At 34.2% G+C, this 26,108-nt stretch carries 23 protein-coding genes and 1 pseudogene; 14 read left to right on the top strand and 10 right to left on the bottom strand.

The features are described 5' to 3' along the window. Positions 1-31: 31 nt before the first annotated feature. Complete coding sequence (locus tag ABD859_RS02695) at positions 32-1,126, bottom strand: efflux RND transporter periplasmic adaptor subunit (RefSeq protein WP_345139898.1); 1,095 nt, start codon at positions 1,124-1,126, stop codon at positions 32-34. 236 nt (positions 1,127-1,362) lie between these two features. Further along, positions 1,363-1,722: a hypothetical protein gene (locus ABD859_RS02690; protein WP_345139896.1), complete on the bottom strand. Its 360-nt coding sequence runs from the start codon at positions 1,720-1,722 to the stop codon at positions 1,363-1,365. Positions 1,723-1,921: 199 nt separating this feature from the next. Between ABD859_RS02690 and ABD859_RS02685 the strand changes: the two genes are divergently transcribed. Both ABD859_RS02685 and ABD859_RS02680 read left to right on the top strand, forming a co-directional pair. Further along, positions 1,922-2,512, top strand: a complete 591-nt coding sequence (locus ABD859_RS02685) for a Crp/Fnr family transcriptional regulator (protein ID WP_345139893.1) — start codon at positions 1,922-1,924, stop codon at positions 2,510-2,512. Between the two features lie 74 nt (positions 2,513-2,586). Next, a complete protein-coding gene (locus tag ABD859_RS02680) occupies positions 2,587-3,279 on the top strand; it encodes a CPBP family intramembrane glutamic endopeptidase (protein ID WP_345139890.1) in 693 nt (230 codons plus the stop codon). 80 nt (positions 3,280-3,359) lie between these two features. On the opposite strand, the gene ABD859_RS02675 is transcribed toward ABD859_RS02680, so the two are convergent. Beyond that, entirely contained in the window at positions 3,360-3,728 is a 369-nt protein-coding gene (locus tag ABD859_RS02675) for a hypothetical protein (protein ID WP_345139887.1), read from the bottom strand. A gap of 282 nt (positions 3,729-4,010) precedes the next feature. On the opposite strand from ABD859_RS02675, the gene ABD859_RS02670 reads away from it, so the two are divergent. The 9 genes from ABD859_RS02670 (at position 4,011) to ABD859_RS02630 (ending at position 15,847) form a co-directional block, all read left to right on the top strand. After that, positions 4,011-4,262 carry a hypothetical protein gene (locus tag ABD859_RS02670; RefSeq protein ID WP_345139884.1) on the top strand — a complete coding sequence of 84 codons (252 nt, stop codon included), beginning with the start codon at positions 4,011-4,013 and terminating at the stop codon, positions 4,260-4,262. A 607-nt stretch (positions 4,263-4,869) separates the two neighbouring features. After that, positions 4,870-5,703 carry a universal stress protein gene (locus ABD859_RS02665; RefSeq protein ID WP_345139881.1) on the top strand — a complete coding sequence of 278 codons (834 nt, stop codon included), beginning with the start codon at positions 4,870-4,872 and terminating at the stop codon, positions 5,701-5,703. Positions 5,704-5,856: 153 nt separating this feature from the next. After that, positions 5,857-6,903, top strand: coding sequence for a 3-oxoacyl-ACP synthase III family protein (locus ABD859_RS02660; RefSeq protein ID WP_345139878.1), 1,047 nt, complete (start codon positions 5,857-5,859; stop codon positions 6,901-6,903). Positions 6,904-7,096: 193 nt separating this feature from the next. After that, positions 7,097-8,191: a sensor histidine kinase gene (locus ABD859_RS02655; protein ID WP_345139875.1), complete on the top strand. Its 1,095-nt coding sequence runs from the start codon at positions 7,097-7,099 to the stop codon at positions 8,189-8,191. A gap of 5 nt (positions 8,192-8,196) precedes the next feature. After that, positions 8,197-8,949 carry a LytR/AlgR family response regulator transcription factor gene (locus ABD859_RS02650; protein WP_345139872.1) on the top strand — a complete coding sequence of 251 codons (753 nt, stop codon included), beginning with the start codon at positions 8,197-8,199 and terminating at the stop codon, positions 8,947-8,949. A 292-nt stretch (positions 8,950-9,241) separates the two neighbouring features. Continuing rightward, a complete protein-coding gene (locus tag ABD859_RS02645) occupies positions 9,242-10,378 on the top strand; it encodes an efflux RND transporter periplasmic adaptor subunit (RefSeq protein ID WP_345139869.1) in 1,137 nt (378 codons plus the stop codon). Positions 10,379-10,407: 29 nt separating this feature from the next. Further along, complete coding sequence (locus ABD859_RS02640) at positions 10,408-13,557, top strand: efflux RND transporter permease subunit (RefSeq protein WP_345139866.1); 3,150 nt, start codon at positions 10,408-10,410, stop codon at positions 13,555-13,557. A 2-nt stretch (positions 13,558-13,559) separates the two neighbouring features. Continuing rightward, positions 13,560-14,969 carry an efflux transporter outer membrane subunit gene (locus tag ABD859_RS02635; RefSeq protein WP_345139863.1) on the top strand — a complete coding sequence of 470 codons (1,410 nt, stop codon included), beginning with the start codon at positions 13,560-13,562 and terminating at the stop codon, positions 14,967-14,969. 71 nt (positions 14,970-15,040) lie between these two features. Then, a complete protein-coding gene (locus ABD859_RS02630; protein WP_345139861.1) occupies positions 15,041-15,847 on the top strand; it encodes a hypothetical protein in 807 nt (268 codons plus the stop codon). A gap of 134 nt (positions 15,848-15,981) precedes the next feature. On the opposite strand, the gene ABD859_RS02625 is transcribed toward ABD859_RS02630, so the two are convergent. The 7 genes from ABD859_RS02625 to ABD859_RS02595 all read right to left on the bottom strand — a co-directional run bounded on the left by ABD859_RS02625 (position 15,982) and on the right by ABD859_RS02595 (position 23,627). Continuing rightward, positions 15,982-17,184 (bottom strand): hypothetical protein, encoded by a 1,203-nt coding sequence (locus ABD859_RS02625; protein WP_345139858.1) that lies wholly within the window; start codon positions 17,182-17,184, stop codon positions 15,982-15,984. Positions 17,185-17,247: 63 nt separating this feature from the next. Further along, the gene (locus tag ABD859_RS02620; RefSeq protein ID WP_345139855.1) at positions 17,248-17,832 is read right to left on the bottom strand and encodes a DUF2931 family protein; all 585 of its coding nucleotides are present in this window, start codon (positions 17,830-17,832) and stop codon (positions 17,248-17,250) included. Positions 17,833-18,139: 307 nt separating this feature from the next. Continuing rightward, a complete protein-coding gene (locus ABD859_RS02615) occupies positions 18,140-19,159 on the bottom strand; it encodes a DUF2931 family protein (RefSeq protein WP_345139852.1) in 1,020 nt (339 codons plus the stop codon). Between the two features lie 64 nt (positions 19,160-19,223). Continuing rightward, a complete protein-coding gene (locus ABD859_RS02610; protein WP_345139849.1) occupies positions 19,224-20,876 on the bottom strand; it encodes a T6SS phospholipase effector Tle1-like catalytic domain-containing protein in 1,653 nt (550 codons plus the stop codon). A 2-nt stretch (positions 20,877-20,878) separates the two neighbouring features. After that, entirely contained in the window at positions 20,879-22,732 is a 1,854-nt protein-coding gene (locus ABD859_RS02605; RefSeq protein WP_345139846.1) for a phage baseplate assembly protein V, read from the bottom strand. Between the two features lie 10 nt (positions 22,733-22,742). Next, the gene (gene tssD / locus ABD859_RS02600) at positions 22,743-23,135 is read right to left on the bottom strand and encodes a type VI secretion system tube protein TssD (protein WP_345139843.1); all 393 of its coding nucleotides are present in this window, start codon (positions 23,133-23,135) and stop codon (positions 22,743-22,745) included. Between the two features lie 15 nt (positions 23,136-23,150). Next, positions 23,151-23,627, bottom strand: a complete 477-nt coding sequence (locus tag ABD859_RS02595; RefSeq protein WP_345139840.1) for a hypothetical protein — start codon at positions 23,625-23,627, stop codon at positions 23,151-23,153. Between the two features lie 502 nt (positions 23,628-24,129). On the opposite strand from ABD859_RS02595, the gene ABD859_RS02590 reads away from it, so the two are divergent. The 3 genes and pseudogenes from ABD859_RS02590 to ABD859_RS02580 all read left to right on the top strand — a co-directional run bounded on the left by ABD859_RS02590 (position 24,130) and on the right by ABD859_RS02580 (position 26,036). Continuing rightward, positions 24,130-24,507, top strand: a complete 378-nt coding sequence (locus tag ABD859_RS02590; RefSeq protein ID WP_345139837.1) for a hypothetical protein — start codon at positions 24,130-24,132, stop codon at positions 24,505-24,507. A 116-nt stretch (positions 24,508-24,623) separates the two neighbouring features. Beyond that, positions 24,624-25,082 (top strand): annotated as a pseudogene (locus ABD859_RS02585) (IS1595 family transposase); the annotation flags it as partial. Positions 25,083-25,232: 150 nt separating this feature from the next. Beyond that, the gene (locus ABD859_RS02580) at positions 25,233-26,036 is read left to right on the top strand and encodes a DUF2490 domain-containing protein (protein ID WP_345139834.1); all 804 of its coding nucleotides are present in this window, start codon (positions 25,233-25,235) and stop codon (positions 26,034-26,036) included. The last annotated feature ends 72 nt before the right edge of the window (positions 26,037-26,108 follow it).

The raw sequence follows: 26,108 nt of genomic DNA, 5'->3' as shown, positions 1-26,108 counted from the left end.
TAATTAAATAACTGTTTTACAAGTCGATAACCTACATTTGTTTAATGTTGATTTTATCGCCGTCTCTTAATGACTGTGTACCTTCCTGTACAATAAGGTCGTCGCTTTTTAGACCTTCATTCAGGATATACACATCATCCAGAGTCGTTTCAATTGTAACATTTGTCATTTTAACTACTCCATCTTTGTTCACGCGGAAAACGTATTGTTTGTCCTGAATAGAAAAAACAGCTTTCTGCGGAATTAAAATTGCATTGGTTTTGGCTTCTGAAATAATCAATTTTCCAGAAGTTCCGTGTTTGATAAATCCTTGAGGATTGTGAAATTTTGCTTTGTATTGAATAGAACCGGTCTGTCTGTCAATATCTCCATCAGCCGTTCTTAATTCTCCTTTTTGATCGTAAACTTGTCCGTTTGGCAATACAAGTTTAATATCGCCTTGCGTGTTTAAGCTTTTGTCTTCCATCATTTGGAAATACGTGTTCTCAGGAATTGAGAAATAGGCGTAAACATCGTCTAATTGAGAAACAGTGGTCAATAATGAACCGTTTTCTACTAAACTTCCTTCTTTAAACGGAATTCTGTCAACAGTTCCGTCAAATGGCGCGCGGATAGTGGTAAAACTAATCTGCTGGTCAATAGCTTTTTTCTCTGCAGCGGCGTGTGCTACTTTCGCAGAAGCAGCTTCATGTTTTGCTTTCGATAATTCTAATTCTTTGTCTGCAATTACTTTTTTATTGAAAAGTGTTTGAGCTTGTTCTAATTCAACAGTTGCGATTCTTAAATCGGCTTTTGAGCTTTTGTAAACGGCTTCGGCTTTTAAAAGCTGAATCTGAAGTTCAACATCGCTTATTTTGAAAAGGATTTGTCCTTTTTTTACTTTTTGTCCTTCACTGACGTATACTTTATCTAGTAAACCAGGAATACGAACGTGGATTTCTACATTGTTTTTAGCATGTACATCGGCAACAAATTTGCTCGAAACTATAGTGTCTTTTAGTGTAACCTTATAAACAGGAAACGTTTTAACTTTATTAGAATCTTTTTTTGATTTATCTCCGCACGAGACCAAAACGAATAAAGCCAGGGCGCATAAAAGAAATTTATTTTTATAAATACTGATCATTAGGTTCAAATTTTTGAATAAATAGATATTCTCCCATGATACTAAAATATCGGGAGTATGAATTTGGATTTTGTTTCCGAAAACATTCGGAATGAAAAATAAAAATGGATTGCGATGCTTCTCTGCTGGAAAAGTACCGTTTTAGGAATGTTTTTATAGCAATAACAGCTCAATTACATAGGTAAATGAGTTATTGTTCCGGAAACCAGAATATAAAAACGTCAAAAAATTAAAGCCTAGAACAACTGATACAAATGAAGATGTGGATGTCTATCGATGTGGTATATTGAAGCTATACCATATATCAAAGTCTCTTTGCAGAGCTTGAAGTTGACTAAATTACTAAAATACGGAGCTTTGATCGTACTTTGTTCCAAAGTAGTCGCTCTGCATTTCATTTTCTTTTTGAGCTTGTAATGAACTTCTAAATTTTTAGAAGAAGAAAAGTCTGTAGAAAAAATCTGCGTATCATCTGCTTCAACGCTGTCTAAGGTAATGCAGCTGCTGGTGTTTAAAATCGGGTGATACGTTTCGGTGCTTCTAAAAAAGCAAAGCAGCGAAAGTAAAACGACATATATGAACTTAGCAGGTTTCATTTAAAGTGTATAGCAGATATTATAAAATTCGTCCTTAAAAAAGAGGATTTATTATTGTTTAAAGTGCGTCAAATATAGTAATTTGAAAAATAAGGTTTCTTAATTTTTTCAAAAAAAGATGCAGAAAAAAAGGAAAATTGAGGATTTTCCTAAAATTAGTTTTGTAATTTGGTTTTTGTAAATCAATATTTTTAAAACTATGCCCCAAAATCCTTCTCCAGAAGATGTAAAAAAGATTTTTGATTCGTATTATCCTTCCAATACGAATATCTGGGACGGATTTTCAGAAAAGATTGAAGTTCGGAAATTCAAAAAATCGCAGATTATAAAGGAATACAATCAGGTAGAAAAATTTCTGAATATCATTATTAAAGGTTCGGCAGGATTATTTGTCTGGGACGGAAACCGGGATATCTGTATTAATCTGCTTTACGAAAGATCTTTTATAAGCGATTATCTTTCGTTTCTAAATCAAAAACCGTCTATTATTAAGGTAGAAGCTTTAGAAGATATTGTTTTATGGTCTATTTCTCATAAAGATCTGAATGAACTTTATAGCCGCTCTGAAGCCGGTCTGCGGGTTGGAAAAGCAGTTTCTGAAATGTTATATATACAAAAACAGCAGCAACAAATCGATCTGTTAACGCTCTCGCCTCAGGATCGTTATTTAAAATTGATAGAATCCAGACCTGAGATTTTCCAGCGAACGCCTTTAAAAGTAATTGCTTCTTATCTTGGATTAACGGCAGAAAGTTTAAGCCGTATTCGAAAAAGAATTAACGAGAAGTAATTTCTTACCCAAAGTCAATTTTATTTTGGTTTCCTATTGCTAAGTTTGTCTCAACCTAAACAAAAAGATAACTTATGAAACCAAAAATTAACTACGGAGCCATTACAGTTTTTTACATCATCGCTATTGTATGCCGATATATAGCAGTAAAAACAGATATAATAAGTGCTAATGTTCATGATTACATTTTTATTTTACTTCGCGGAGTTGGGCCGGCTTTGGGCGCATTTGCAGCTATAAAAATATTTTCACTAGAGAATCCAATGTCATTAAAAGGAATATACAGTAATCTTGTTTTGCCTTTTGTTGTTTTTTGGGTGCTTCCGGCAATTGTAATAACAACATTATTTTACTTTTTATACGGCACTTTTCCAATCGTATTTGCTTTTACCGTTTTAGTATATGGACTTTTAGAAGAAATTGGATGGCGTGGTTTTTTGCAGGAACAATTAAAAGGACTTCCAAAATTTACTTCCATTTTAATTATTGCCGTTCTATGGTTTGTATGGCATTTAAATCTTAACATGACGCCAACAAATATGATTTTTCTTGGTATTATTTTCTTCGGAACCTGGGGAATTGGTAAGATATATTCTAAAACAGGTTCACTTATTGCCGTTGCAGGAGTTCACTCGCTGAATAATTTCTTTGTAAAAGGAGTACGCGATCAGGAACTTATGGTAATTATAGCGCTTTTAGCGGTCTGGATTACCTTTGTAATTGTTTACGACAGAAAAGTCACTGCCAAATTAGCTTTAGAAAACTAACCAGCCAATAGTTCCATTTATATTGTAGAAAAAAGCCAATGAACTGATTGTCATTGGCTTTTTACTTTTCTGTTTTCTGATTAATCAATTTTGTATCCATCATCAGAAAAGCTCTCTATTTCACGGTCGTTTTCGTCATAATCTTCAACTAAATCATCGTCGAGGTCATCTTCATCCAGATCATCGTCTTCATCCCATTCATCTTCTTCCAGTCCATCTTCTTCCAGTCCATCTTCATCATATTCCGGTTCTATTTCGTCATCTTCATCTCTGTCCAGCGCATTTGTAAATTCGTTATCCAGATAATTTTGATCCTGATTTAGTAATTTTTCTTCTTCAAAAGCCTCATCGCCAATGTGTTCTTGTTCATATTGGTCAACATAACTCTGATTATCGTTTGTGAAATTATAATCGTCCTGATTATAAAATCTATTAGTATCTGTTGTCATATAAAATCTGTTTTTAATAATTTATCGTATATAAGTTTCAATTCAAAAATAATCACATATCCAAGTAATTATTTTATAGCATTTTATGTAATAGTTACTTAATTATAAGAACGATTTTAGATAAAGCGGCAATTAAAAGCGACCGTTTTTGAACTATTTATAATATGTTCATAAGGTGTTGATAAATAATAGGTTGTGGGGTGTGTTAAAATATTTTTTCGAATTACTAATTATTATAAATTTATAATTGAATGAGAGTTAACTATTTAAAAATATTTACAAATGGAAAGAGCTATAAAACTACAGGTTCGTAAAGAGCTGGACGGCAAGCAGCAGTCAAACATTATTAAACTGAAAGGCACTTTGATATCGAAAGGATATACAGAAATTATCCACATCAGCGATCAGGATGATGAGTTTCATATCAATTCATTTGAAACAAAGGTCGAAGCCAGCCATGAAGTTAAGGAGTTTATTCAGGACTTTATTATTAAAGAAAATCTAAGTAATACTATAAGCGTATTGGTGAAATAGACTCTCTCAAATTATCTGGAATATAAAAATCAGGGATTTTCGGTAGAATTTCCCTAATGGATTATTTGTTCAGATATAATTCTTTCTAATGTATTTTCTCGATTCCTGATGATATTTTGTTTATTATCAGGATTATTTTTTTCCTTCTTACAGCATTATGGTTTTTTAAGATTTTACACAGAATGTTATTTTCTGTATTATCTGCACTTATTTCAGATTATAGGACTTATTTTGTTTTGTTTTCTATGCAGAATGAACAATTAGGTAATAAATAAGTAAAAAAAAGCAGATTAAAATGAGTAAAAATACCCGTTTTAGTAACCTGCTACCGGATATTTTTATTTGATATAACTTATTGGGTAAATGACCTGTTTTAAAGGGTAAAATACAATGAAAATCGAGCTGCTCGATTATTTACGCTGTTAACAGCAAATTACTTATAATTTTAAGAAATCTAAAATCTACGCTGTTTTTCCGGGTATTGCGCTATTTTTCAGAAACTAATTTTTACGGTTGGGTCTTCAATATTGATTATTGGGTAACTTTAAAAATAAAGGAAAGGAATAATTAGACATTTTTACCCTAAAAATGTTTAATCAATATATTTATGATTCCTCCACTTACTATAATCGCCGCCACTAATTTTTCTTCAATAGCAAACAACGCTGTAGCGTATGCTGCAGGATTAGCTAAAGCTACGGGAGCTAAACTTATTTTATTTAATTCGTTTTCTTTAAGCGTTCACAGCGCTAATTCTTTAATTACTGCTGAATCAATGCAGAAGCAAATGGATAAAGCAGCTTTAAGACTTAAAACATTAAGCACTGAAATTGCTGATTTGTTTAAAATATCAACAGACAGTATTTGCAGTTATTCTTTTTTAGAAGATGAACTTCCGGCTATAATTAGCCAGACTGAAGCAAATCTTGTTGTAATGGGAATGGCAGAACGTTCTCTGGAGCAGGATTTAATGGGAAATTCGACTACATCGGTCATAAAAAATTTAAATATTCCGGTTTTAGCCGTTCCGCAAAATGCACGTTTTAATAATGCTAAAAAAATCCTGTATGCCTGCGATACTTTAAGTTTATCGTCAATACGAAGATTTACCTGGATTAGAAGCGTAATTGGAAACTTAGGTTCTGAAATTGAATTTTTCAGCGTAGACAAAAAGCTGGATGAAATTAAAGAAGAACAGGGCAAAATTTTACTTAACTCATCTGTCGAAAAAGAACTGGAAGAAGTAAAATATATTTACAAAAATGTACGATCAAACGCCGTAATCAACGAAATCAAGAAAGAAATCAAGAATTTTGAGGCCGATATTTTAGTAATGGTGCCTCAAAAATATGGTTTTTGGGACTCACTGGTTCATAAAAGCAAAACCAGAATTATGGCAGCAGGATTAGATATTCCGTTATTATCTATTCCAAAGAATTAATAAACAATAAAATAGAAAAACAGCCCCAAAATAATCAAAAAAGGGAGTTATTAATTCTTTGTTAATATTGAAAACAGTGCGTCTTGTTACGCTAAAAAGAGGTAATTTTCTGTACTGTTTAATAAAAAATAAAATAACAAAAAAACAAGAAAAATGAAGGCAGTAATTACAGCTATAGGCGGTTTTGTACCCACTTCAATCCTAAACAATAAAACAATTTCAGAAACTGTTGAAACTACAGAAGAATGGATTGAAAAAAGAACCGGAATAAAAGAGAGGCGAATTGCAGTAGGCAAGGGCACATCTGATCTTGCCAGTGCGGCGATTGAAAATTTAATGAGCAATTATGAAGTTGATCCTTCAGAAATTGATGCGCTTATACTGGCAACAGCAACACCAGATCATCTTTTGGCACCAACCGCGAGTAAAATATGCGAACTAAGCGGACTAACGAATGCTTTTGGTTTTGACATGAATGGTGCCTGCAGCGGTTTTTTGTATGCGCTTGAAATGGGTGCTTCGCTGATTGAAAGCGGACGTCACAAAAAAATTATCGTAGTTGGAGCAGACAAAATGAGCTCGATTGTAGATTATGAAGACAGAAATACCTGTATTCTTTTTGGAGACGGAGCAGGTGCGGTTCTTTTGGAAAAAACAGAAACCGAATATGGATTAATGAAAAGCATCCTGAAAACTGACGGAAGCGGGACAGAATCTCTGGTTGTACCGGCAGGAGGTTCTAAATTTCCGGCTAGTATGGAAAGTCTTTTGCACAGAAAACATTACATTAAACAAGACGGATCATTTGTGTTTAAAAAAGCTGTAGCGGCAATGTCGAGCGTTTCGAGAGATGTTTTAATAAGCAATGATCTCGATGCTGATGAAATTGACTGGGTTATTCCGCATCAGGCAAATTTAAGAATCATTAATGCTGTAAGCGAAAGCTTAAACATTGACAAGGAAAAGGTTAAAGTAAATATTGACCGATACGGTAATACAACATCGGCAACTATTCCTTTATGTTTATGGGATTTTGCGGCAGATTTTGAAGAAGGTCAAAACCTTTTGATTACTACTTTTGGAGCAGGATTTTCATGGGGAGCAACCTGTTTAAAATGGGGAGTTATGAGAGAAAGAAAATCTCAAAAAACAACTAAAATAGAAAATAAAAAGAAAATTTTAGTACCAGAGTTGTCGTAAATCATAATTAACACATTAGAAACATAGGTTTTGATTGTGGTTAAAAAGAATTGAAAGAAAGTACATTTTCCATAACAGATATATGATGTTTGTTAATGAAACTGAAACGCTTTTTTTGAGGTTCCAAAACCTATGTTTCTATGTGTTTTTAAAACTATTAATTTTAGTAATTACCAAATTGTTGCAAATGTAAATGGGTTCAAATATTCAAAATAAAATCACCGGAAAAAATTTTTTCTACAAATACTATAGAGTTATAGTAATTCCTGTGGTTTTTTTAGTGTATTTGTCATCATATTATCTTCTAAACCCAAACCAGAAATTCGAACAAGATTCCTTAATATCATTCGACAAGTCATTTGATATTTTTATTATTCTGGTATACTGCGGCGTATTAACAGAATTAAGCCTTTTTGTAGGCCGAAGTTTAAACCGGTTAATTCGCTGGGAACACAATCCTATTTTTAGGGCCATAGCACAATTTATCTGCCTTATTGCTGGAAACATTCTTTTAAACTTTATTTTTTCGCATTTGTGGAATTATTTATATCCCGAAACTTGTTTAGAAGAAAACGAACTCCTTATTATCTGGCAGTCTAATATTATGGCCGCCATATTATCTCTTTTTATCAGCTCCGTTCATACCGGAATATTTTTGCTTAACCGCTGGCGTTTAACGTCAAACGAAGCGGCAGAACTTAAAATCAAAGCTTCAAAACTTCAGGAAGCCGTGACACGATCTCAATTAGAATCTCTTAAACTTCAATTAGATCCGCATTTTATTTTCAATAATTTCAGCACATTAACAGAACTTATTCATGAAGATCAGCAGGAGGCAGCTTCATTTTTAGAAAACATTACGCGCGTTTACCGCTACATGATTTCAAACTTAGATAAAGATATTATTACAGTAAGAGAAGAAATCGAGTTTCTCAATGCCTATTTCTATCTGCTAAAGAAACGATTAGGCGAAAAAATACAGCTGCAGTTAGAAGTCGACAGCAATTGTCTTGATCTTCATTTACCACCTTTATCACTGCAATTATTGGTCGAAAATGCCGTAAAACACAATATGGCAACCTTATCAAGTCCGCTGATAATTTCGATTTATTCCGAAGAAAATAATATAATCGTAAAGAATAATTTACAGCCTACATCGGGCAAAACTTTGGTTTCTACAGGCGTAGGACGTAAAAATATAGAGTTTCGTTATAAAATTTTATTCAACAAAAAACCGGTTTTTTCACAATCGTTAGAAAGTTTTACAGTGCGTTTACCATTAATATAGAGAGTATGAGAATTTTGATTATTGAAGATGAGAGTATTAATGCCAGCCGTTTAAAGAGGCTTTTGGAAGAATTAGAACCCAATTGCGAGATTCTGGATATTATAGACACGGTTGAAGGCGCCGTAAAATGGCTCAAAACAAACGATAAGCCAGATTTAATAACCATGGACATTCGTCTTGCTGACGGAATTAGTTTTTCTATTTTTGAAGAAGTAAAAATCAGCAGTCCCGTTATTTTTACAACAGCTTATGACGAATATGCAGTAAGAGCTTTTAAAGTCAACAGCATCGATTATTTGATGAAACCTATTGATAAAAGCGAACTCGAATTTGCACTGCAGAAATTCAAAACCTTATCTAAAACCGACAGTTACAGCGATATTGCCGGAATTTTACAAGGCTTTATCAATAAACCTACTTTCCGTCTTCGCTTTTTAGTTACGTATCGTGACGGTTATAAAAGCGTAAATGTTACCGATATTGACTTTATTTATTCAGAATTTAAAACCTCAAATCTGGTTTTAAAATCAGGAATGGTTATTCCTATTCCACAAACCATGGAAGAATTGGAGCAGGAACTCGACCCTGATATTTTCTTTCGTGCCAACAGACAGTTTTTTATTCGTGCCGAAAGCATAAAATCTATTGCGAATTACTTTAATGCCAAACTTAAAATTCAGCTGAAAGCCGATGCTGAACGTGAAGTAATTATCAGCAGAGAAAAAGCACCTTTTTTTAAGCAGTGGATGGATAGATAAATTTTTTTAAGTTGCTAAGGTTCTTAGGTGCTAAGCTTCTAAGGTTTCTTTTTTCTGAATTTGTTTCTTGCTTTTGTTATCTGCGAAAGCAATTTTTTCTTTATTACAATTATACCGATAATCATTTTCTTGGTTTAAAATGTAAACTATCCTCGTTGTGCTTCTCGACACTATATTGAACATTCGTTTCAGTATCGAAAAATTACGTTTGGGTAAATTTATCCCTTTTTAAAGGTGTTTTGAGCTGTTATTTTGCCGTCAAATTAGACGAATTCATTAAAGTGAAATTAAAATGACAAAACAATTTTTCCAAAATTATATAACACTCAGTAAAGCGGCTGTTTTATTGGTTATAATCAGTTTCTCATCCTGTGGTAAAAGCGGGAGCGATGCAGGAGCCCCTGCTGCGCCAAAGCCGGAAGTAGACTTTTTTCAGGCTGAATCTATTACGGGCGAAGTAGAAAAAAAATATCCCGGAACTGTAGAAGGTATGGTGAACGTTGATATAAAAGCACAGGTTTCAGGTTATCTTGAAGCTATTTATGTAAAAGAAGGAGATTATGTAAACAAAGGCCAGTCTCTTTTTAAAATTAAAGGAGATGTTTATGCAGAGCAGGTAAACAACAGCCTTGCGGCATATAAAAGCGCTCAGGCGAATCTGGCAAACGCTAAACTGGAAGTAGAAAAAATCAAACCTTTGGTCGACGGGAAAGTTTTCTCTGACATGCAGTTAAAAACAGCTCAGGCTAATTATGAGGCCGCTGTGGCACAAGTTGCGCAGGCAAAAGCTGCACTTGGATCATCACAATTAAATGCTGATTTCTCATTAATAAAAGCTCCGGTAAGTGGTTATATCAGCCGAATTCCAAATCGTGTCGGCAATTTAGTTACGCCGGCAGATGCAGTTCCGTTAACAGTGCTTTCAGACATTAATACTGTTTTTGTTTATTTCTCATTAACAGAAGCAGATTATCTTTCTTTTTCAAAAGATTCAAAATCAAATCAAACTGTAAGCCTGATTATGGCTGATGACAGTACTTATGACCAGAAAGGAAAACTGGAAGTTGCCAGCGGTAATATCGATCGTACTACAGGAACGATTTCATTAAAAGCTATTTTTCCAAATCCTAAAAAACTGCTTCGTTCAGGAGGTTCTGCCAGAATTATTTTAAATAACAGTTTATCATCTGTTATTACTGTTCCTATGGCAAGTGTTAAGGATATTCAGGATAAATTCTTTGTTTTTGTTTTAAAACCAGGAAACAAAGTAGCCATGGTTCCTATTGAAATTGGAGGAAGTTCAGGAACGAATTATTTCGTAAAATCAGGTTTAAAATCGGGGGATAAAATCGCCCTAAATTCTATCGACGTTCTTTACGACAGTATGGAAGTTGTACCCAAAACTGCAAAAGCTGTAAGCAGTAAATAATTTTTGATTTAATATAAATAACATTATCCATGTTAAAAAATATAATAGACAGGCCGGTATTGGCCACCGTAATCTCTATTGTTCTGGTAATATTGGGGATCATAGGTCTTACGAGATTATCCGTTACGAGGTTTCCAGATATTTCGCCTCCAACTGTAATGGTAAGCGGTTCGTATCCGGGAGGTAACAGTGAAACCGTTATTCGATCTGTGGTAACACCGCTCGAAGAACAAATTAACGGAGTAGAGAATATGCAGTACATAAAATCTACTGCAAGTAACGATGGATCGTTTTCGATCAGCGTAATTTTTAAACAGGGTATTGACCCTGATCAGGCTGCGGTAAATGTGCAGAACAGAGTGCAGCAGGCGACTCCAAAACTGCCTCAGGAAGTAGTCCGTATGGGACTTACGACTTCAAAACAACAAAATAGTATGATTGTTATTTTCAATCTTTATACAGATGATAACAGCAAATACGACGAGTTGTTTTTGCAGAATTATGCTAATATAAACTTGGTTCCGCAAATTAAACGTGTACCGGGAGTAGGGCAGGTGCAGATTTTCGGGCAGAAAGATTACTCGATGCGAATTTGGCTGGATCCTCGAAAAATGGCTAATGCAGGTTTAGTTCCTTCAGATGTAACACAAGCCATTGCAGATCAGAGTTTAGAGTCGGCACCCGGAAAACTGGGAGAAGAATCCAAAGCTGCTTTAGAATATGTAATTCGTTATAAAGGAAAGAAAAACAAACCGGAACAATATGAAAATATTGTCGTTAAAAACAACGGAGGCAGTCTATTACGACTTAAAGATGTTGCGAGAGTAGAGTTTGGTTCTATATCATACAGTGGAGACAACAAATCGAATTCCTTAAATGCCGTTACAATGGCTATTTTACAGACTTCGGGCTCCAATGCAAACGATATTGAAATTGGCGTAAACAAAGAGGTAGAAAGATTATCAAAATCTTTTCCTCCGGGAATAAAATACGTCAATGTAATGAGTACCAAAGAAAGACTAGATGAGGCAACCGGTCAGGTAAAATCGACTTTAATCGAAGCTTTTATTCTGGTATTTATTGTAGTGTTTATATTCTTGCAGGACATTCGTTCTACGATTATTCCGGCCATTGCGGTTCCGGTAGCGATTGTAGGTACATTTTTCTTCCTGCTTGTTTTTGGTTTCACGATTAATATTTTAACGCTTTTTGCTTTGGTATTAGCGATTGGTATTGTCGTCGATGATGCGATTGTAGTTGTCGAAGCCGTGCACAGTAAAATGGAAGAAGATGGAAGTCTGACAGCCAAAGAAGCGACTCACGGAGCCATGGCAGAGATTACAGGAGCCGTTATTTCGATCACTTTAGTAATGTCGGCTGTATTTATTCCAATTGGATTTATGACCGGATCTTCGGGAATTTTCTACAAGCAGTTTGCTTATACGCTGGCCATTGCAATTATTATTTCGGCAGTAAATGCGCTTACGCTGACTCCGGCATTGTGTGCACTTCTTTTAAAAAATGTCCACAACGGCGAACATGGCGAAAACCACCATAAAACAAGTTTTAAAGAACGTTTCTTTATCGGATTTAATACTGGTTTCAATAATCTGACTGGAAGATATATCAAAGCAGTTCGTTTTCTTATTGGAAAAAAATGGCTTGCTGCAGGATTAGTAACCGGAATATCTGCAATTGCGGTATGGATGATGATGTCGACTCCAAAGAGTTTCGTTCCGCTGGAAGACGACGGATTTATGGTTTACAGTTTATCTATGCCTCCGGGAACAGCGCTTGATCGTACGACTGAAATTGTCGAGAGAATGGAGAAAATATTGGAAACAGAAAAAGCGATTGATGTTAATACCAGTATTACCGGATTTAACATTTTGAGTAATAGTGCCAGTACGGCTTATGGATTAGGTTTCATTAAATTAAAACCTAAAAAAGAACGAGGCGAAGTTAAAGACATTGACGAAATTTTAAATAGTGTTACAGCGAAATTGTCGACAATTAAAGAAGGTTCGATCATGGTATTCAGAATGCCTCCGGTTGAAGGATTTGGAGTAACGAGCGGTGCCGAAATTGTTTTACAGGACAGAATGGCAAGAAATCCGGAAACTTTAAAAGCAATGTCTGATAAAGTGATTGGACAGATTATGCAGCAGCCGGGAGTTCAATATGCGTATACAACTTTTAGAGCCGATTATCCGCAGTTAGAATTAGAAGTTGATGAAGAAAAAGCGCGTCAAATGGGCGTGAATATAAAGGAACTTTTAGGAAATATTCAAACCTATTTTGCAGGAGATCAATCGTCAGATTTTACCAGATTTGGTAAGTTTTACAGAGTAAATGTAAAAGCCGACGGAATTTTTAGAATGGATCAGGATGCATTTAATGAAATTTTCGTTAGAAATGCCGATATGCAGATGGTTCCTGTAAAATCGATAGTGAAATTCCATAAAGTGTATGGACCGGAATCTGTAAACCGTTACAACCTTTACAATTCGGTAAATATTACCGCAATGGCTTTGCCGGGATATAGTAACGGTCAGATTATGGGGAATTTGGAAAAAGTTTTAGATAAACTTCCATCTGATTACAGTTACGAATGGACAGGTTTAAGTTTGGAAGAAAAAGCAGGAGGAAACCAGACTATTGCCATTTTTGGATTATGTCTTCTTTTTGTGTTCTTCTTACTGGCAGCACAATACGAAAGTTATTTATTGCCATTGGCTGTATTGCTTTCTATTCCAACGGGAATTTTGGGTGCATTTGCCGGAATTAAAGCAGTTGGTTTAGATAACAACATTTACGTTCAGGTAGGATTAATTATGCTTGTGGGGCTTTTGGCCAAAAATGCTATTCTTATTGTAGAGTTCGCGTTGCAAAGGCGTAAGGCAGGATTAACCATTACCGAAGCGGCTCTTGAAGGTGCAAAATCAAGGTTAAGACCTATTATCATGACATCGCTGGCCTTTATTGTGGGGATGATTCCATTGATGTTTGCTTCGGGAGGAACTGCAGTAGGAAACCGTTCGATAAGTGTAAGTGCCTCAATTGGAATGTTGAGCGGGGTAATTTTGGGAGTTTTTGTAATTCCGCTTCTTTTCATTGTATTTCAATATTTACAGGAAAAAGTATCAGGAAAAAAAGCCATTCAACCTATAAAAGAATAATAATGAGAATACTATATAAAATTGGAATCACGGTATTTTCGGGTATAATTTTAACGTCATGCGTTGTGGGCAAAAAATATGCCCGCACCGAATTGAACGCTCCCGATAAATACCGAGAGGAATTAACCGTAACAGGAGATACTATTTTACATTCCTGGAAAACGTATTACAAAGACCCGCTTTTAGTTAATTTGATTGATAAAGCCCTCGTTAAAAACAACGAGGTGCTTATCGCGGTCAAAAGCATGGAACAGCTGGATTTAAATTACAAACAGGCAAAATTATCATTGCTTCCAACATTAGATTTTGATGCTGCGGCAAGCCGTTCGTATTTGTCTAAAAATTCATTAAACGGTTCATTAAGTGCGCAGTTTACAAGCAAAGATTATATGGACGATTATAGTGCTAATCTTCGTATGTCTTGGGAAGTAGATATTTGGGGAAAAGCTGCTATGCAGAAAAGAGATGCAAAAGCCGCTTATTTTGCTCAGAAAGAAAATTTATCAGCCTTAAAAACCCGAATTATTGTTCAGGTAGCGCAGGCGTATTACAATCTTTTGGGATTAGACGAGCAGCTTAAAATTGCAGAGCAAAACATCGAATTGAGTGATAATACTTTGAATATGATGAAACTGCAGTACAATTCAGGATCAATAAGTTCATTGGCTGTAAATCAAACAGAAGCTCAGAAAAAAACCGCAGAATTACTGGTTCCTTTGGCAAAAGTCAATATTGCGATTCAGGAAAATGCTTTACAGATTTTATGCGGTGAATATCCAAATACAATCGCCCGTGCAGGGAATTTAAATGTAGATGAATTTGCATTTGAAATGCCGTCTGGAGTGCCTGCTTCGCTTTTAAGCAGAAGACCAGATGTAAAAGCCAGCGAATATGCCGTAATGTCGGCTACTGCGAAAACAGGACTTGCGAAAGCAACAATGTATCCAACGCTGAGCTTAAATCCGTCAATTGGAATTAATTCATTTGAATTTGATACGTGGTTTAATTTTCCGGGTTCGGTTACTAAAAATATAGCGGCAAATCTGGCACAGCCTATTTTTAGAAAAAAAGCTTTAAGAACGGCTTATGAAGTTGCTGTTATCGAACAGGAAAAAGCGGTTGTACAGTTTAAGCAGTCATTTATAACGGCAGTAGGAGAAGTTTCAGATGCAATGGCACGTTTAAAATATGCCGATGAGCGAATTAAACTGGCAGAAGAAAAAGCCGCTTCTTTAGAAAAAGCAACAACAGATGCCTCTCTTTTATACAAAAGCGGTATGGCTAATTATTTAGAGGTTATTGCGGCCCAAAACAGTGCGCTGCAAAACAACCTTGATGTAGTTACCATAAAATTAGAAAAATTAAATGCAGCAGTAAATCTTTACCGGGCACTGGGCGGCGGTACAGAATAAAGCTAAAATCTTTAATCCATCATCTTGTTAATTTAAGATGGTGGATTTTATCATTTTGAAGTTTAGTAATTATGGACAAAGTAACCTTTACACGTCTGGAACTTTATAATTTAGTTTGGAAATTTCCAATAATTCAAATTGCAAAGCATTATGAGATTTCGAGCATGGGAATCAAAAATGCCTGCGAAAAAATGCATATTCCGCTTCCGGGAAGTAAACACTGGATAAGACTGTACTATGAACGAAAAAGCGTTCCAAAACTTTCCGGAGATTACAACGGAAGCAGTCAGATTAGTATTATGCGAAAGATGTATGAAAGTCCGCTTCGAAAAACAGCAAGATCAACACCTTTGATTGCTTTAATTGAAAATATTGAATCTGATGTAGAAGCGCCTTCAAAAGTTCCGGAAATTTTAAATAATCCAAGTTTTGTTGTCAGGAAAACTCAAATGTACTGGAATCACGCCGAACTGAATAAAAATGAAAATCTGGAAGAAAAAGGCATACTTCATCTAAACGTTGCACAAAAAAATATTCACAGAGCATTATTGTTTATGGATGCTTTAATAAAACTATTAGAATACCGGGGGCATCGTTTTTCAAAAAGTATAGATGACAGAGATATTATTTTAATGAATGGCGAAATCGAAATTGATATTCATCTTCGGGAAGCATTAAAAAGAATACCACCCAAAATACATCAGGATACAGCAGATTATATTTTTACAGGCGAATTTATCCTTCAAATTAGAAAAGGATCATATAAAAAAGAGTGGAAGGACGGCAAGATCTCTTTAGAAAACAGTCTCACTGCTATTACCGCGAAATTAGAATTAATCGCCCTTGAAGAAAAATTGTGGAAAGAAGGTTCTTTTTAATAAAACATTCGTGATTTTAAATAAAAATTTCCCGTTAACAAGGGGAAATTTTTATTTAAACATAGGAATACCGATTGCGTGGATTTGTAATCAGTGTACGCAACAGTGAGTATAATACAAAAAATCAAAAAAAATTAATCAATCTTTTTAGAAACAGATTGCAAATCCGCGCGATCGAGTTTTTGTCTCAAAATATACAGCCCTGCATTTTTTATAATAGGCTCATAAATACCTGTACTATCGTTTGCATAGCCACCAATATTAACTGCATAGTGCATAAAAGCCACTTTTGATTTTGTTCTAAAATGCTTGGGTAATTCGTATAAATATAAATCGCTTTCACATTCTAAATTTTTAGAATACATTATTGCTTTCTCCTTAAAAAATAAGCTTTCGTTGTTATAAACAACTTGATAATAGGCTGTGTTAATAAAAGATGGAAAAAACCAATCTGGAAAATTAAAGTAACCACCCGTGTGATAATACTCATCTTTTTTTCGAGAAATCAATTTAATTGAATTTGAACTTTGATAATCAAATTTTTGTTCTTTTAACAGTTGTGTAGAATACATTTTTAGATAATTATCATCTATTTCTTCGCCAATCTGTTTGGTAGAATAGATTCTTTTTTTCTGGTCTTTTAAAACAATTAACCTTTTATCAGCAAATTTTGCTGGAAAATTTAAAAAATCAATTTGCCCAATAGTTTCGGTTTCAAACTCGCTACTTAGAGAATGTGTAAACCTATTATCTCCTTTTTGTGAGAATAATAAAATCCAATTATTTTTTATTTTAAAATACATAGGAAGATTGTCAGCTTGATAATCAAAATTCCTAGCAGTATCATAAACTACAATTTCTGCGTCGTTGTAATATTTTTCAAAAAGTAGTTTAAAGTCAGCGTCCTTAATTTCATTTTGAGAATTTAATATTTGCAAAAATTTAGTATAAACCAACTTTTTTCCTGAAAAATCGTATACTCCATTTTCTGCAAATACATACGGAATAAAATTTGCGAAATCAAAAACAGAAGTATATTTTTCTTTTGCTAAATCATCAGAAATAACAATGTTACCAAAATAATCGTATTTAGTCAATCCCTTATTATTAGAAACGTAAAATTCATTATTAATAGTATCGTACAATATAGGAAAAGTACCCTCCACTAGTACAATTTCATAATTTTTAGATTGTGGTTTTTCTATAAGGCTTTTAGAATTTTTTAAATCTTTTGACCTAAACAAGTCATTTGTTGTTATGTTATAGGCTGTACATCTATCTAAAAACAATAATAGTAGAATAGCAATAAGAATCAAAGCGTAAATATTTTTTTTCATATTTTTTGAAATGAAATTGTTATCGTTGTTAATTAAATAAGGTACAGGAAATACTTTTTCATTTTATTCCCCTGCTGGCGCGAGCGTCTTATTTGAGCCAGCGGGGGATTTTATTTCCGTAGCTTGAAAGGTTGCAATTTTAAATTTTGTTTGATCATTTCCATTAAACTTTAGTATCCACACTGTAAGTTTACCTTTGGGCTGAACTTCCGCAATAAAATGAAGAATGTTATCTAAATCATAATGGTTTTTGATACTCGGAAGCATACCCATTTGAGCCGCTTTTGTTCGAATAATTTCAATAGGTAAAGAAAAACGACCACTATAAAATTTTTGTTCATTGTAAGAGAACCATTTTATGGACAAACTATCAGGAAAGAAAGTGTTCTTCATATAGTCTTCAAAATCATTTATTTCATCCCAGCTTTTGTCTGCTATTTTGTCTTTAGTAATATAATAATTGTTTCCTTTAAAATCGCAGATAGCAACCTGTATAATATTTCCTTTGCTGTTTATAACACTTCCACTCCAATCAAATCTTTCATATGATTTGTAATTATAATATTGAATAACATTTGCAATTATGGTTATTATCAAAACTATTGTAAGCAATTTATTCGTTCGATTATATATTACTCCTTTCTTCATAACTTAATTTTTAAAAGCTTTATCCAATTCCATCATATATAAAAAGAATAGATAAAAAATATTCGAAATAATTATACAACACACCAATAAAGTTCCTATTACTCTTCTGTAAACTAAATTTTCGTTGTCAAAAACATAAATAAGTATAAGTAATATATCAATTGTTATAAGTGCTCCAAAACAAACAGCCTCATCAGAATGCGATTCTCCATTTAAAAAATAGGTTTGTATAGACAAAGCAATTAGTATTAGCAAAAAGATGGTTATAGTTAATTTCATTTTGTAGTCTGATAAAAATTCTCGTTTTTTACTTTACATTTTTATACATCATTCCATGAATCATACTTGGTGACCAGTCAAATACTCTAATGCTTTCTGCTTCAAAAGGGTGGCCGTTTAGCAGGATTTCTATAGTATTTGTTTTTGATATTTTAATTTGCAGATCTATTTTATTGCCTGCATTTTTAAAAGCTTCATTTGCTTTTTCCCAGTTTAAGTAAATAAATGCCTGCTTTTTGTCGGCTTCATTTTTACTTGTAAGCCAGACCACATTAATTTCTGATGGAACAGCTCTTTCTTTATAATAAGAATCTGAAACCCACGGACGCAACATAGTTTCTGCTTCGCCGTTATAATAATTCATTTGGATTTGTATAAGTTCTAATTTAGGATTTTCTGCATGTACTACCGGACGCCAATGGTAACGGTTTCTATAATTATCCCATTTTTTTGGGCTGGCGTCTGAAAGAAAATATTCTTTGGCTGCTTCATCATATCTTTCTGAACTTATACGATAACTGGCTAAATATTTTTTCTTTGTTTTTTCGATAACGGCAGAATCTGTTATTACATTTGCTTGATATCTGCCTAGTTCAATTCTTGTAATTCCAAAGTTAAGCCATACTACTACCATTCCTTTTGGAGCAAAACCAAAAACAAGAGTGCTAAAACTATCATAGGATTTTCCGCTGGACGATTCGTGACCCCTGCCCAGTCTTTTATATTCATGAGTTTCTCCATTTAAATCATCTAATCTGGCATAAGCCCTTTCCATATAATCTTTAATAGTATCTACAGGAAAATCAACATTTAAACGATAATAAATATCTTCGTATCTGGAATAATACGTAATATCAGCACCAACAGGAGTGCCGTGCTGTGGTGTCCAGGTTGAACCTGAATCTCCCCAGCTGCCTGATGAACTGCCATAAGGCAGGCCTGCAGGAACATCCTCTAAGGTTTTTATTTTATCAAAAATGGGAGTAATCCTGTATTTGTTATCGGGAGCAGAAATTTCTACACCAAACTCGGGTAAGTTTTTTTTCATCTGACATTGTATTATCTGAATAAACAATAATAAGAATACCGTACTTACTGCTATTTTTATTAGTTTATCCATTTTGTATATTACGGGTTCTTTCGGTTGCTTTTTTTATACCTCCTAATCTTGGACCTAATCCAAATTTAGTAGCACTGGAAGACCAGTGAAGGTAATCTCTCCTGAGTGTTTTTAAATCGTCGAGATCAATAAAATCCTTATAATGTATTTTTTTTATCTCGTCTAAATACTCTTTTTGAACATTTTCTCCTTTATTGAATCTCTTTACATATTGATTCCTTAAAAGTGTACAGCTTTTAATATAATCTACAAGTTGTTTATTAACATTAGATAGAAAATTATCTTTTATTTTATTATCTTTCAGCATATCTTCAGAATAAAGTACATCAAATTGTTTCGAATAATGGAACATTTGATTGAGTGCTACTTTATCGTATGTATTATGTACAGCTTCTTTTATACCTACTAAACCGTAAAACCCTGCTGGATTATCATTATGTTCTTCGGGTACTTTGTTGGTAAAATCAGTTGTATACGAATGTATGATATGAAGTTGTTCTGGATTGTACCATCCTTCATCTATCAGAATTTGTTTAAATTTTTCGCATTCTCTATTAAAATAACGTTCATAAAAAAGATCTACTCTTTCTGAATCGTTCTCGACATAACAACCGCCAATATCAGAATGCACCCCAGGCAGCGTAATTTCTAAACCATCTACTCCGGCACTTTCAATATTGGTTAAATCAAAATTATCCCGGTGTTCGTCATCAGCGGCAAACTGTAGTACAAATGAAGCTTTTTTAACCGCATCTAATCCCAGTTGTTTAGTATCATTATCAATAATACTAATGCCAAAAATTTCAGTTCCGCGATGGTTTGCGCCATAAGCTGCTACTGTATCGTATAAGCCTACAAATCTGAAATAAATTTCACTTGGAGTAAATTCTTTAGCCGCCAGACAGGCTCCAAAAAATCCATGTTTTTGTATCAACATATCTGTCTTTTCTGTTTTAATATAGCTTGCTCCTTTAAGTCCATAAGGTGGGAGCGCCGTTTCATAACTGCTGAATGCAGGTTGATGAGTTTGAGCCGGTGTTGTAGCTATATGCAAAAAATGCCTTGCCGCCGTTGCTCCCCTGCTGAAACCGTATACGTTAACCTCTAATATCATTTTTTTTCCAGCATATTTCAACAACTCTTCAGCGGCTAGAAAGCAGGCTTTTGTCACCTTGGCTTTAATGCCTCGGTCACCTTCCCCTAAAGGTATTCCTGAATTGTCCGGCATGTTTCCAAAAAAAGTAGTTTCGCTCTCTAAATCTTCAGTACCTATACCTTCTATATAAATTCTAACTTGATTTTCTGCATTGGGATCTATAGCATCAAAGCCACGGGCTACATTAGAATAATCATTAGTATAACTATCATCTGTATGATTGGAGTTTTCGTGTTCTTTTCCTGCTTCAGTATTTGTTTTATTATTCTGTGTTCCGTCAAAAAACAGATTCAAACGCACTACTTTTTCATTTATAAGAGAGTCATTAGGGTTTAATGGTTCGTAATCACGATAATTTGTGCCTTCTTTTCCATGCTGGATGTTATTTCCTGTCGCAACAACAGTTAAATCTCCTCCTGTGGCATGTATTTCTATATTGCCAGTGGCAGTTTCGGTAAAAGTTCCTTCAATAATACTTATAATGCTCATAATTATCCATTTTTAGAGTTTTCGCCGCTATGGTTATTTACATTTTTTGCGCTCAGCATTGTAATATTTTTTTCAGTACTGTTTATGAATATTTCTTTGGCTCTTTTTTTAATTTCCTTGCTTTCAGTTTCTTTATTTCCTTTGATCCATTCGGTTACACTTCCTGTAACGCTAAGAATATAATTAATTCCAATACTAAGAATTTTCGAACCTGTAATTTCTTCGCTGTAATTACCTCCAACAATGTTGGTTTTATTATGACTAATTGTTGTATTCATGTTTTGCCCTGCATTTATATTGATGTTTTCTCCTGCATTAAGCGTTATGTTTTTAGGTGCGTCAAAACTAATATTGCCATTTCCATCCATAAAATATTTGTTACCGCTTGGATCTTCGATTAAAGCACTTCCTTCGGCATCGTTCATAATGCATTTAATTCCGCTTCGGGTTCTAAAAACTTTCAAATCATTATTTGGTGTGCTGAAACCGCTTTTTTCTGTATTGCTCGTCATGGTTCCTGTTACAATAGGCAGTTCGGCGTTGCCTCCCTGAAAATCTACAAAAACAGTGTCGCCAATTTCCGGCAGAACATGGCTTCCTCTGGCGTCTCCACCATATTTTTGCACCATGGGTATATAAGGTGTCGTTTGTCCTGATGCAGTCTGCCATGGCATCTGCACCTGTACGCCGCTAAGTCCGTCTGGATCGGCATTTGCAGTTACTACTGCGGTCTGGCTTTTGCATTTTGGCACCAAATCAGGATTTGTTTTAGGAGAAAACACAGAACCGTTAAAGTTTACCGCTTTAAAATGGTTTTCGTAACTGCCTCCGTCATCACATAAATGGGTAATCTGCGTTACGCGATACGAACTTTCGAGCTGTATATCAACGCCGTTTATTCTAACGAGGTTTCCAAGCGTAATTCCGGGAACTTCGCTTGATGCTTTTATCTGCATCATTTTGCTCATAACAGATCGCATTTTGTTTTTAGCATATTCTTCTAAAGCGCCATTTCCAGAACCGCCCACAGGATTTTGATTAAGCTGTATAATGGTTTCTTTATTAAAAAAGCCATTCGATTTATTTAAAAAATTCTGATGAAAACCATCAATTTCTTTTCGATATTTTAAGGTTTCATCGGCAGTAAAACCGCCTTGTCGATTGTCATTTTCTAAAACTTTAAAAAGAGACGGCACCAATTTCATTTCATATTCAAAATCCTGCATATTAACGCCGTAAACTAAATTAGGTTCGCCGCCTGTACTGCCCGGAAAGCCAAAAACCATTCTGCGTCCGTTATCATAAAACCAATGACCGTAACGTCTGGCAAGCTGGTTTAAGAATTTAAAACTGCTTGTATTGTACTGTACCGTATAAGGGAGATTTTGGGTATAAAAAGGTCTTATATCCATATCGATATCATATCCGGATTTTACACTGCTTACGATATCGTTCAGCGGCATTCTGGTAAAAGAATTTGACTCGGGACCATTGTCGAGAATTATGGAAGAACTGTGCCCTGTAATTAAAATCGTTTCTTCCATATCTTTAATACGCGATTTTTGAAGTTTGACTTTGGTTACTACACCGTAAAACTGCATGATATAATCGTTAGGGTTCTGTATAACCATTAAATCATCGAGACCGGGAATTGGTTTCACTTCGATACTTATTTTCTCGCCGTACAATTGTTGTGAAAAGGGCATAACACTTTTAAATTCTTCAACAAACAAATCCTGTCTTATCTCAAATGAAAATGTATGATGATCATGAATTTTTTGAATAATTTTTAAATTATTGAAATTGGTAATACTAGTTTGACCAATTTTAATTGTAGTATTGGTTTGCAGTGCCATGATAAAATATTTAAGCGTTTTTCCAATTATTTTCGAACATTGTATTTCCTACTTTCACTTCGTTTGAAGTAATTATAATTTCAGTAGTCATAGGCACAGATCCTTCGCTGTGGAAGCTTTTGCGAAACGAAATACAATACGCTTTTTTAAATGTTATATTTTTCATGGTGCTCATGGCATCTCTGCGGTAAAAAATTATTTTGCCGTCTTTTACGCCGGTCTGCGAAACCATCCAGTCTGAAAATAAATCAGTCTGAGTGCTTTCGACCACTAATCTAATTTCACCGCCCTTGGCTTTATTGGCAGGCTTGCCGTTTTTGTCGACATTCTGGGTAAACTGAATATCAAATTGCAGCACATTAAAAACTTCATTGTCTAATTCTAATTTGGCTAAAAAACTCATGTGTTATTTTTTTAATTAATTACTGGATATAAAGGCGTCTATTTGAGGATGAATGCGGGATTTAAATTTTTGAAACACAACAAAATACTTATCGGTTTTGTCGTCGCTGTTTTCAAAAAAGGACATACCCTCTATAACTGTCTGAATGCCAAAATGATGATTTATGTATTCTTTAAAATAATTGTATGCCATTTCTATAATAGCTTCTTTTGTTGTAAAAGAATACGATGTTCCGTCGTTGTTAATAATTCTGTCTCCGAGTTTTGGGTAGTACTTTTTGCCGTTTATAGTTAATTGGTTCGGAATGGTAAGCCAGCCATTTTTATTTTGATCCTGAAACATGAATAGAAAATCTGAAGCGACACTAAAAACAGTTCCGCTTTCAGGATTTAAAAGAGCGGCACTTTTACTGGCTGCGTAATTGCCTTCAACGACAATGGGTTTTATATACCTTTCGGTTAATAAATTTTGAAGTATTTCATTAGTCTGCATATAATTACTTTAAATAATTTGATGGTTTAGTAAATATATACTTACAGTTTATGGCAGACTGCCGCTAAAAGACATTTTTATAATAGAATAAGGTAAATTATGCAGGAAAAAAACAAACCCTGCTTTTTTAATACTAAAGTTCCGGATTGTCTGATTATTTGAATTACATACTTTTTAAATGGGTTTTAAAGCTTTTTCTTTCCGGATTGACATCTCCAGCTATCGCTTATTTTCTCAATTTATTCTGTTCAATTCCAAAATATTTTATAAATGAATTTTATAAATATCGATATTTCTTAAAATCACGTTTTATTTCTCAAAGAATGTAGAGAATTCTAATCTCATCTAAATTATTCAGTTCATTTTTTTATGAAATATCAATTACTGAAAAAAATTAAAAATAGGTACGTATTGCGGATAATTAAATAAATTGAGTTCTATAATTTTGTGTAAAATCCTAAAGAAAACGGATTCTGAACCCCCAAAATTAAACCAATAATATATGTCTGATTTTTTAAAACAATTTGGAGAAGACCTAAAAAAGAATGTACCAGGTTTTATCGCAGTTGCTGTGGCTGAAATACAAACAGGAATGTCTTATTATTCAAATTCTGTTTTGAGTGATTTCGATCCTGAATTAGCGTCTGCTTATAATCTTGAAGTAGTAAAAGCAAAAATGAATGCTATTAAAGCCTTAAAATTAGAAGGGCAGGCGGTAGATAATATCATGATTACGCTTACTTCACAAATTCATATCATCGATGTTTCTGATAGTGGAGATTATTTCATTTATCTGGCCGTAGATTCAAATAAAGCCAATCTAGGTATGACAAAATCAATTTTGAATAAGTACAAAAAAGATATTACCCAAAAATTGTAATAAACCTGATTTGTAATTAAAAGAGGATTTTCTATTTTGAATTTCCTCTTTTTTATTTCATACCGTTTTTTGTCTGTAAAGTTTGGTTTATATTTAATCCGAAAACAAATTTACAGATGGAATTACGGAAGTACTTCGAAAAATACCACGACGAAGAAATCTGCATTGAAGAATTTAAAGATAAACGGCTGCAAAATGGTCTTTTGTGTCGAAAATGTTCTCATAATCAGCATTCGTTTCGAAGGGTTGATTTAAAATTTCAATGCAAAAAATGCGGCAGCAGAATGAGCCTGCGTGCCGGTACCGTAATGGAAAACTCAAATCTGCCAATACGATACTGGATGATCTGTATTGAGTTGATGACGCTTTCTAAAAGAAAATTTTCTATTCTGCAAATACAGTATCTGCTGGGGCATAAGCGTTATGAACCCATTTGGCTTATGGTTCAGAAAATTCGTCTCGTGATGCATAAAAGAGACCAAAAATACACCCTGCGCGCGTACTCAGAATTTGATTCTGAATTTTTAAGCGAAATCGAAAAACTGACTTTTTCCAAAAAGAAAACATCAAACAGCATTGAAAACGGATTTAGTGAAGAAAATCTTCTCTAAAAACTTTGTTTCATATTATAATCTGCAACCTGTAATTTCCTGACCCAATATTCCTGCCTTTTATCTTTGTGACACTTTATAAGAATTTTTCTTTTTAAGGTGAAATCAAAAATTATGAGCATAATTAAAAAAGGTTTTATTGTACTGTTTTGCATCATGACGCTGCAAATCGTTAAAGCGCAGGATGCTCCGTATTCTATAGGTTTTATTCCGGCTTCGATAGAAGAGGCAGATGTGGCTTTTCCTATCTATGACAAATGGCATTTAAGCGGTCAGGCCGATGTACAGCTGGTTACACAGGGAGCTTATACAAACGGAAATCCTTTTGAATATACACAAAGAGTTGTAGTAAGACCGTGGCTTATATATTCTGGTTTTAAAAACATTAAATTATGGCTTGGTTATGCACACAATCAAAAGTATGCGGTGGAAGAAGCCGGAAATTACGAAACTCTGGAAAACCGACTTATTATAATGGGAACTTTTTCTCAGGATATGCCCAAAGGCTCCATTTTTGAACAGGTGCGTTTTGAAACTAAGTTTTTTGACGATAAAACAGGAACGCATCAAACCATTCCCAGAATAAGAGCAAGGTTTGGAGTGAATCATTTTTTGCGCCAAAATAAAGAAAAGCCTTTGTTTCTGGCACCAAATTTAGGTTACTACACAGAGCTGATGCTTAAATTTGCATCAAAAGATTATGCCAAAGAACATTTTGATATTTTTAGATTATCGGTGTATTACAGCGCAGGCATAACGCCTAATGTTCATTTTCTGGCGGGTATAATAGGGCAGATGCAGCTGCGTACAAACGGAACTCAATTTGATATTTACTACGGTCCAATGGTTTCTGTTAAATACAGCATTCGGCCAAAAGAAAGAGAAACTTTTGACAGCGTCGATGGCGGTGCTGATTAAAATTTATACGATGTTTTCGAATACTTTATTTAAATAATGGGTTGGCTTTATGAGTGGAATCCTGTTTGGTTT

The sequence above is a fragment of the Flavobacterium ginsengiterrae genome (assembly GCF_039539785.1).
GTDB classification, from domain to species: domain Bacteria; phylum Bacteroidota; class Bacteroidia; order Flavobacteriales; family Flavobacteriaceae; genus Flavobacterium; species Flavobacterium ginsengiterrae.
The sequence above is the reverse complement of the archived record's forward strand: the minus strand, read 5'-3'. Positions and strand labels throughout refer to the sequence as shown.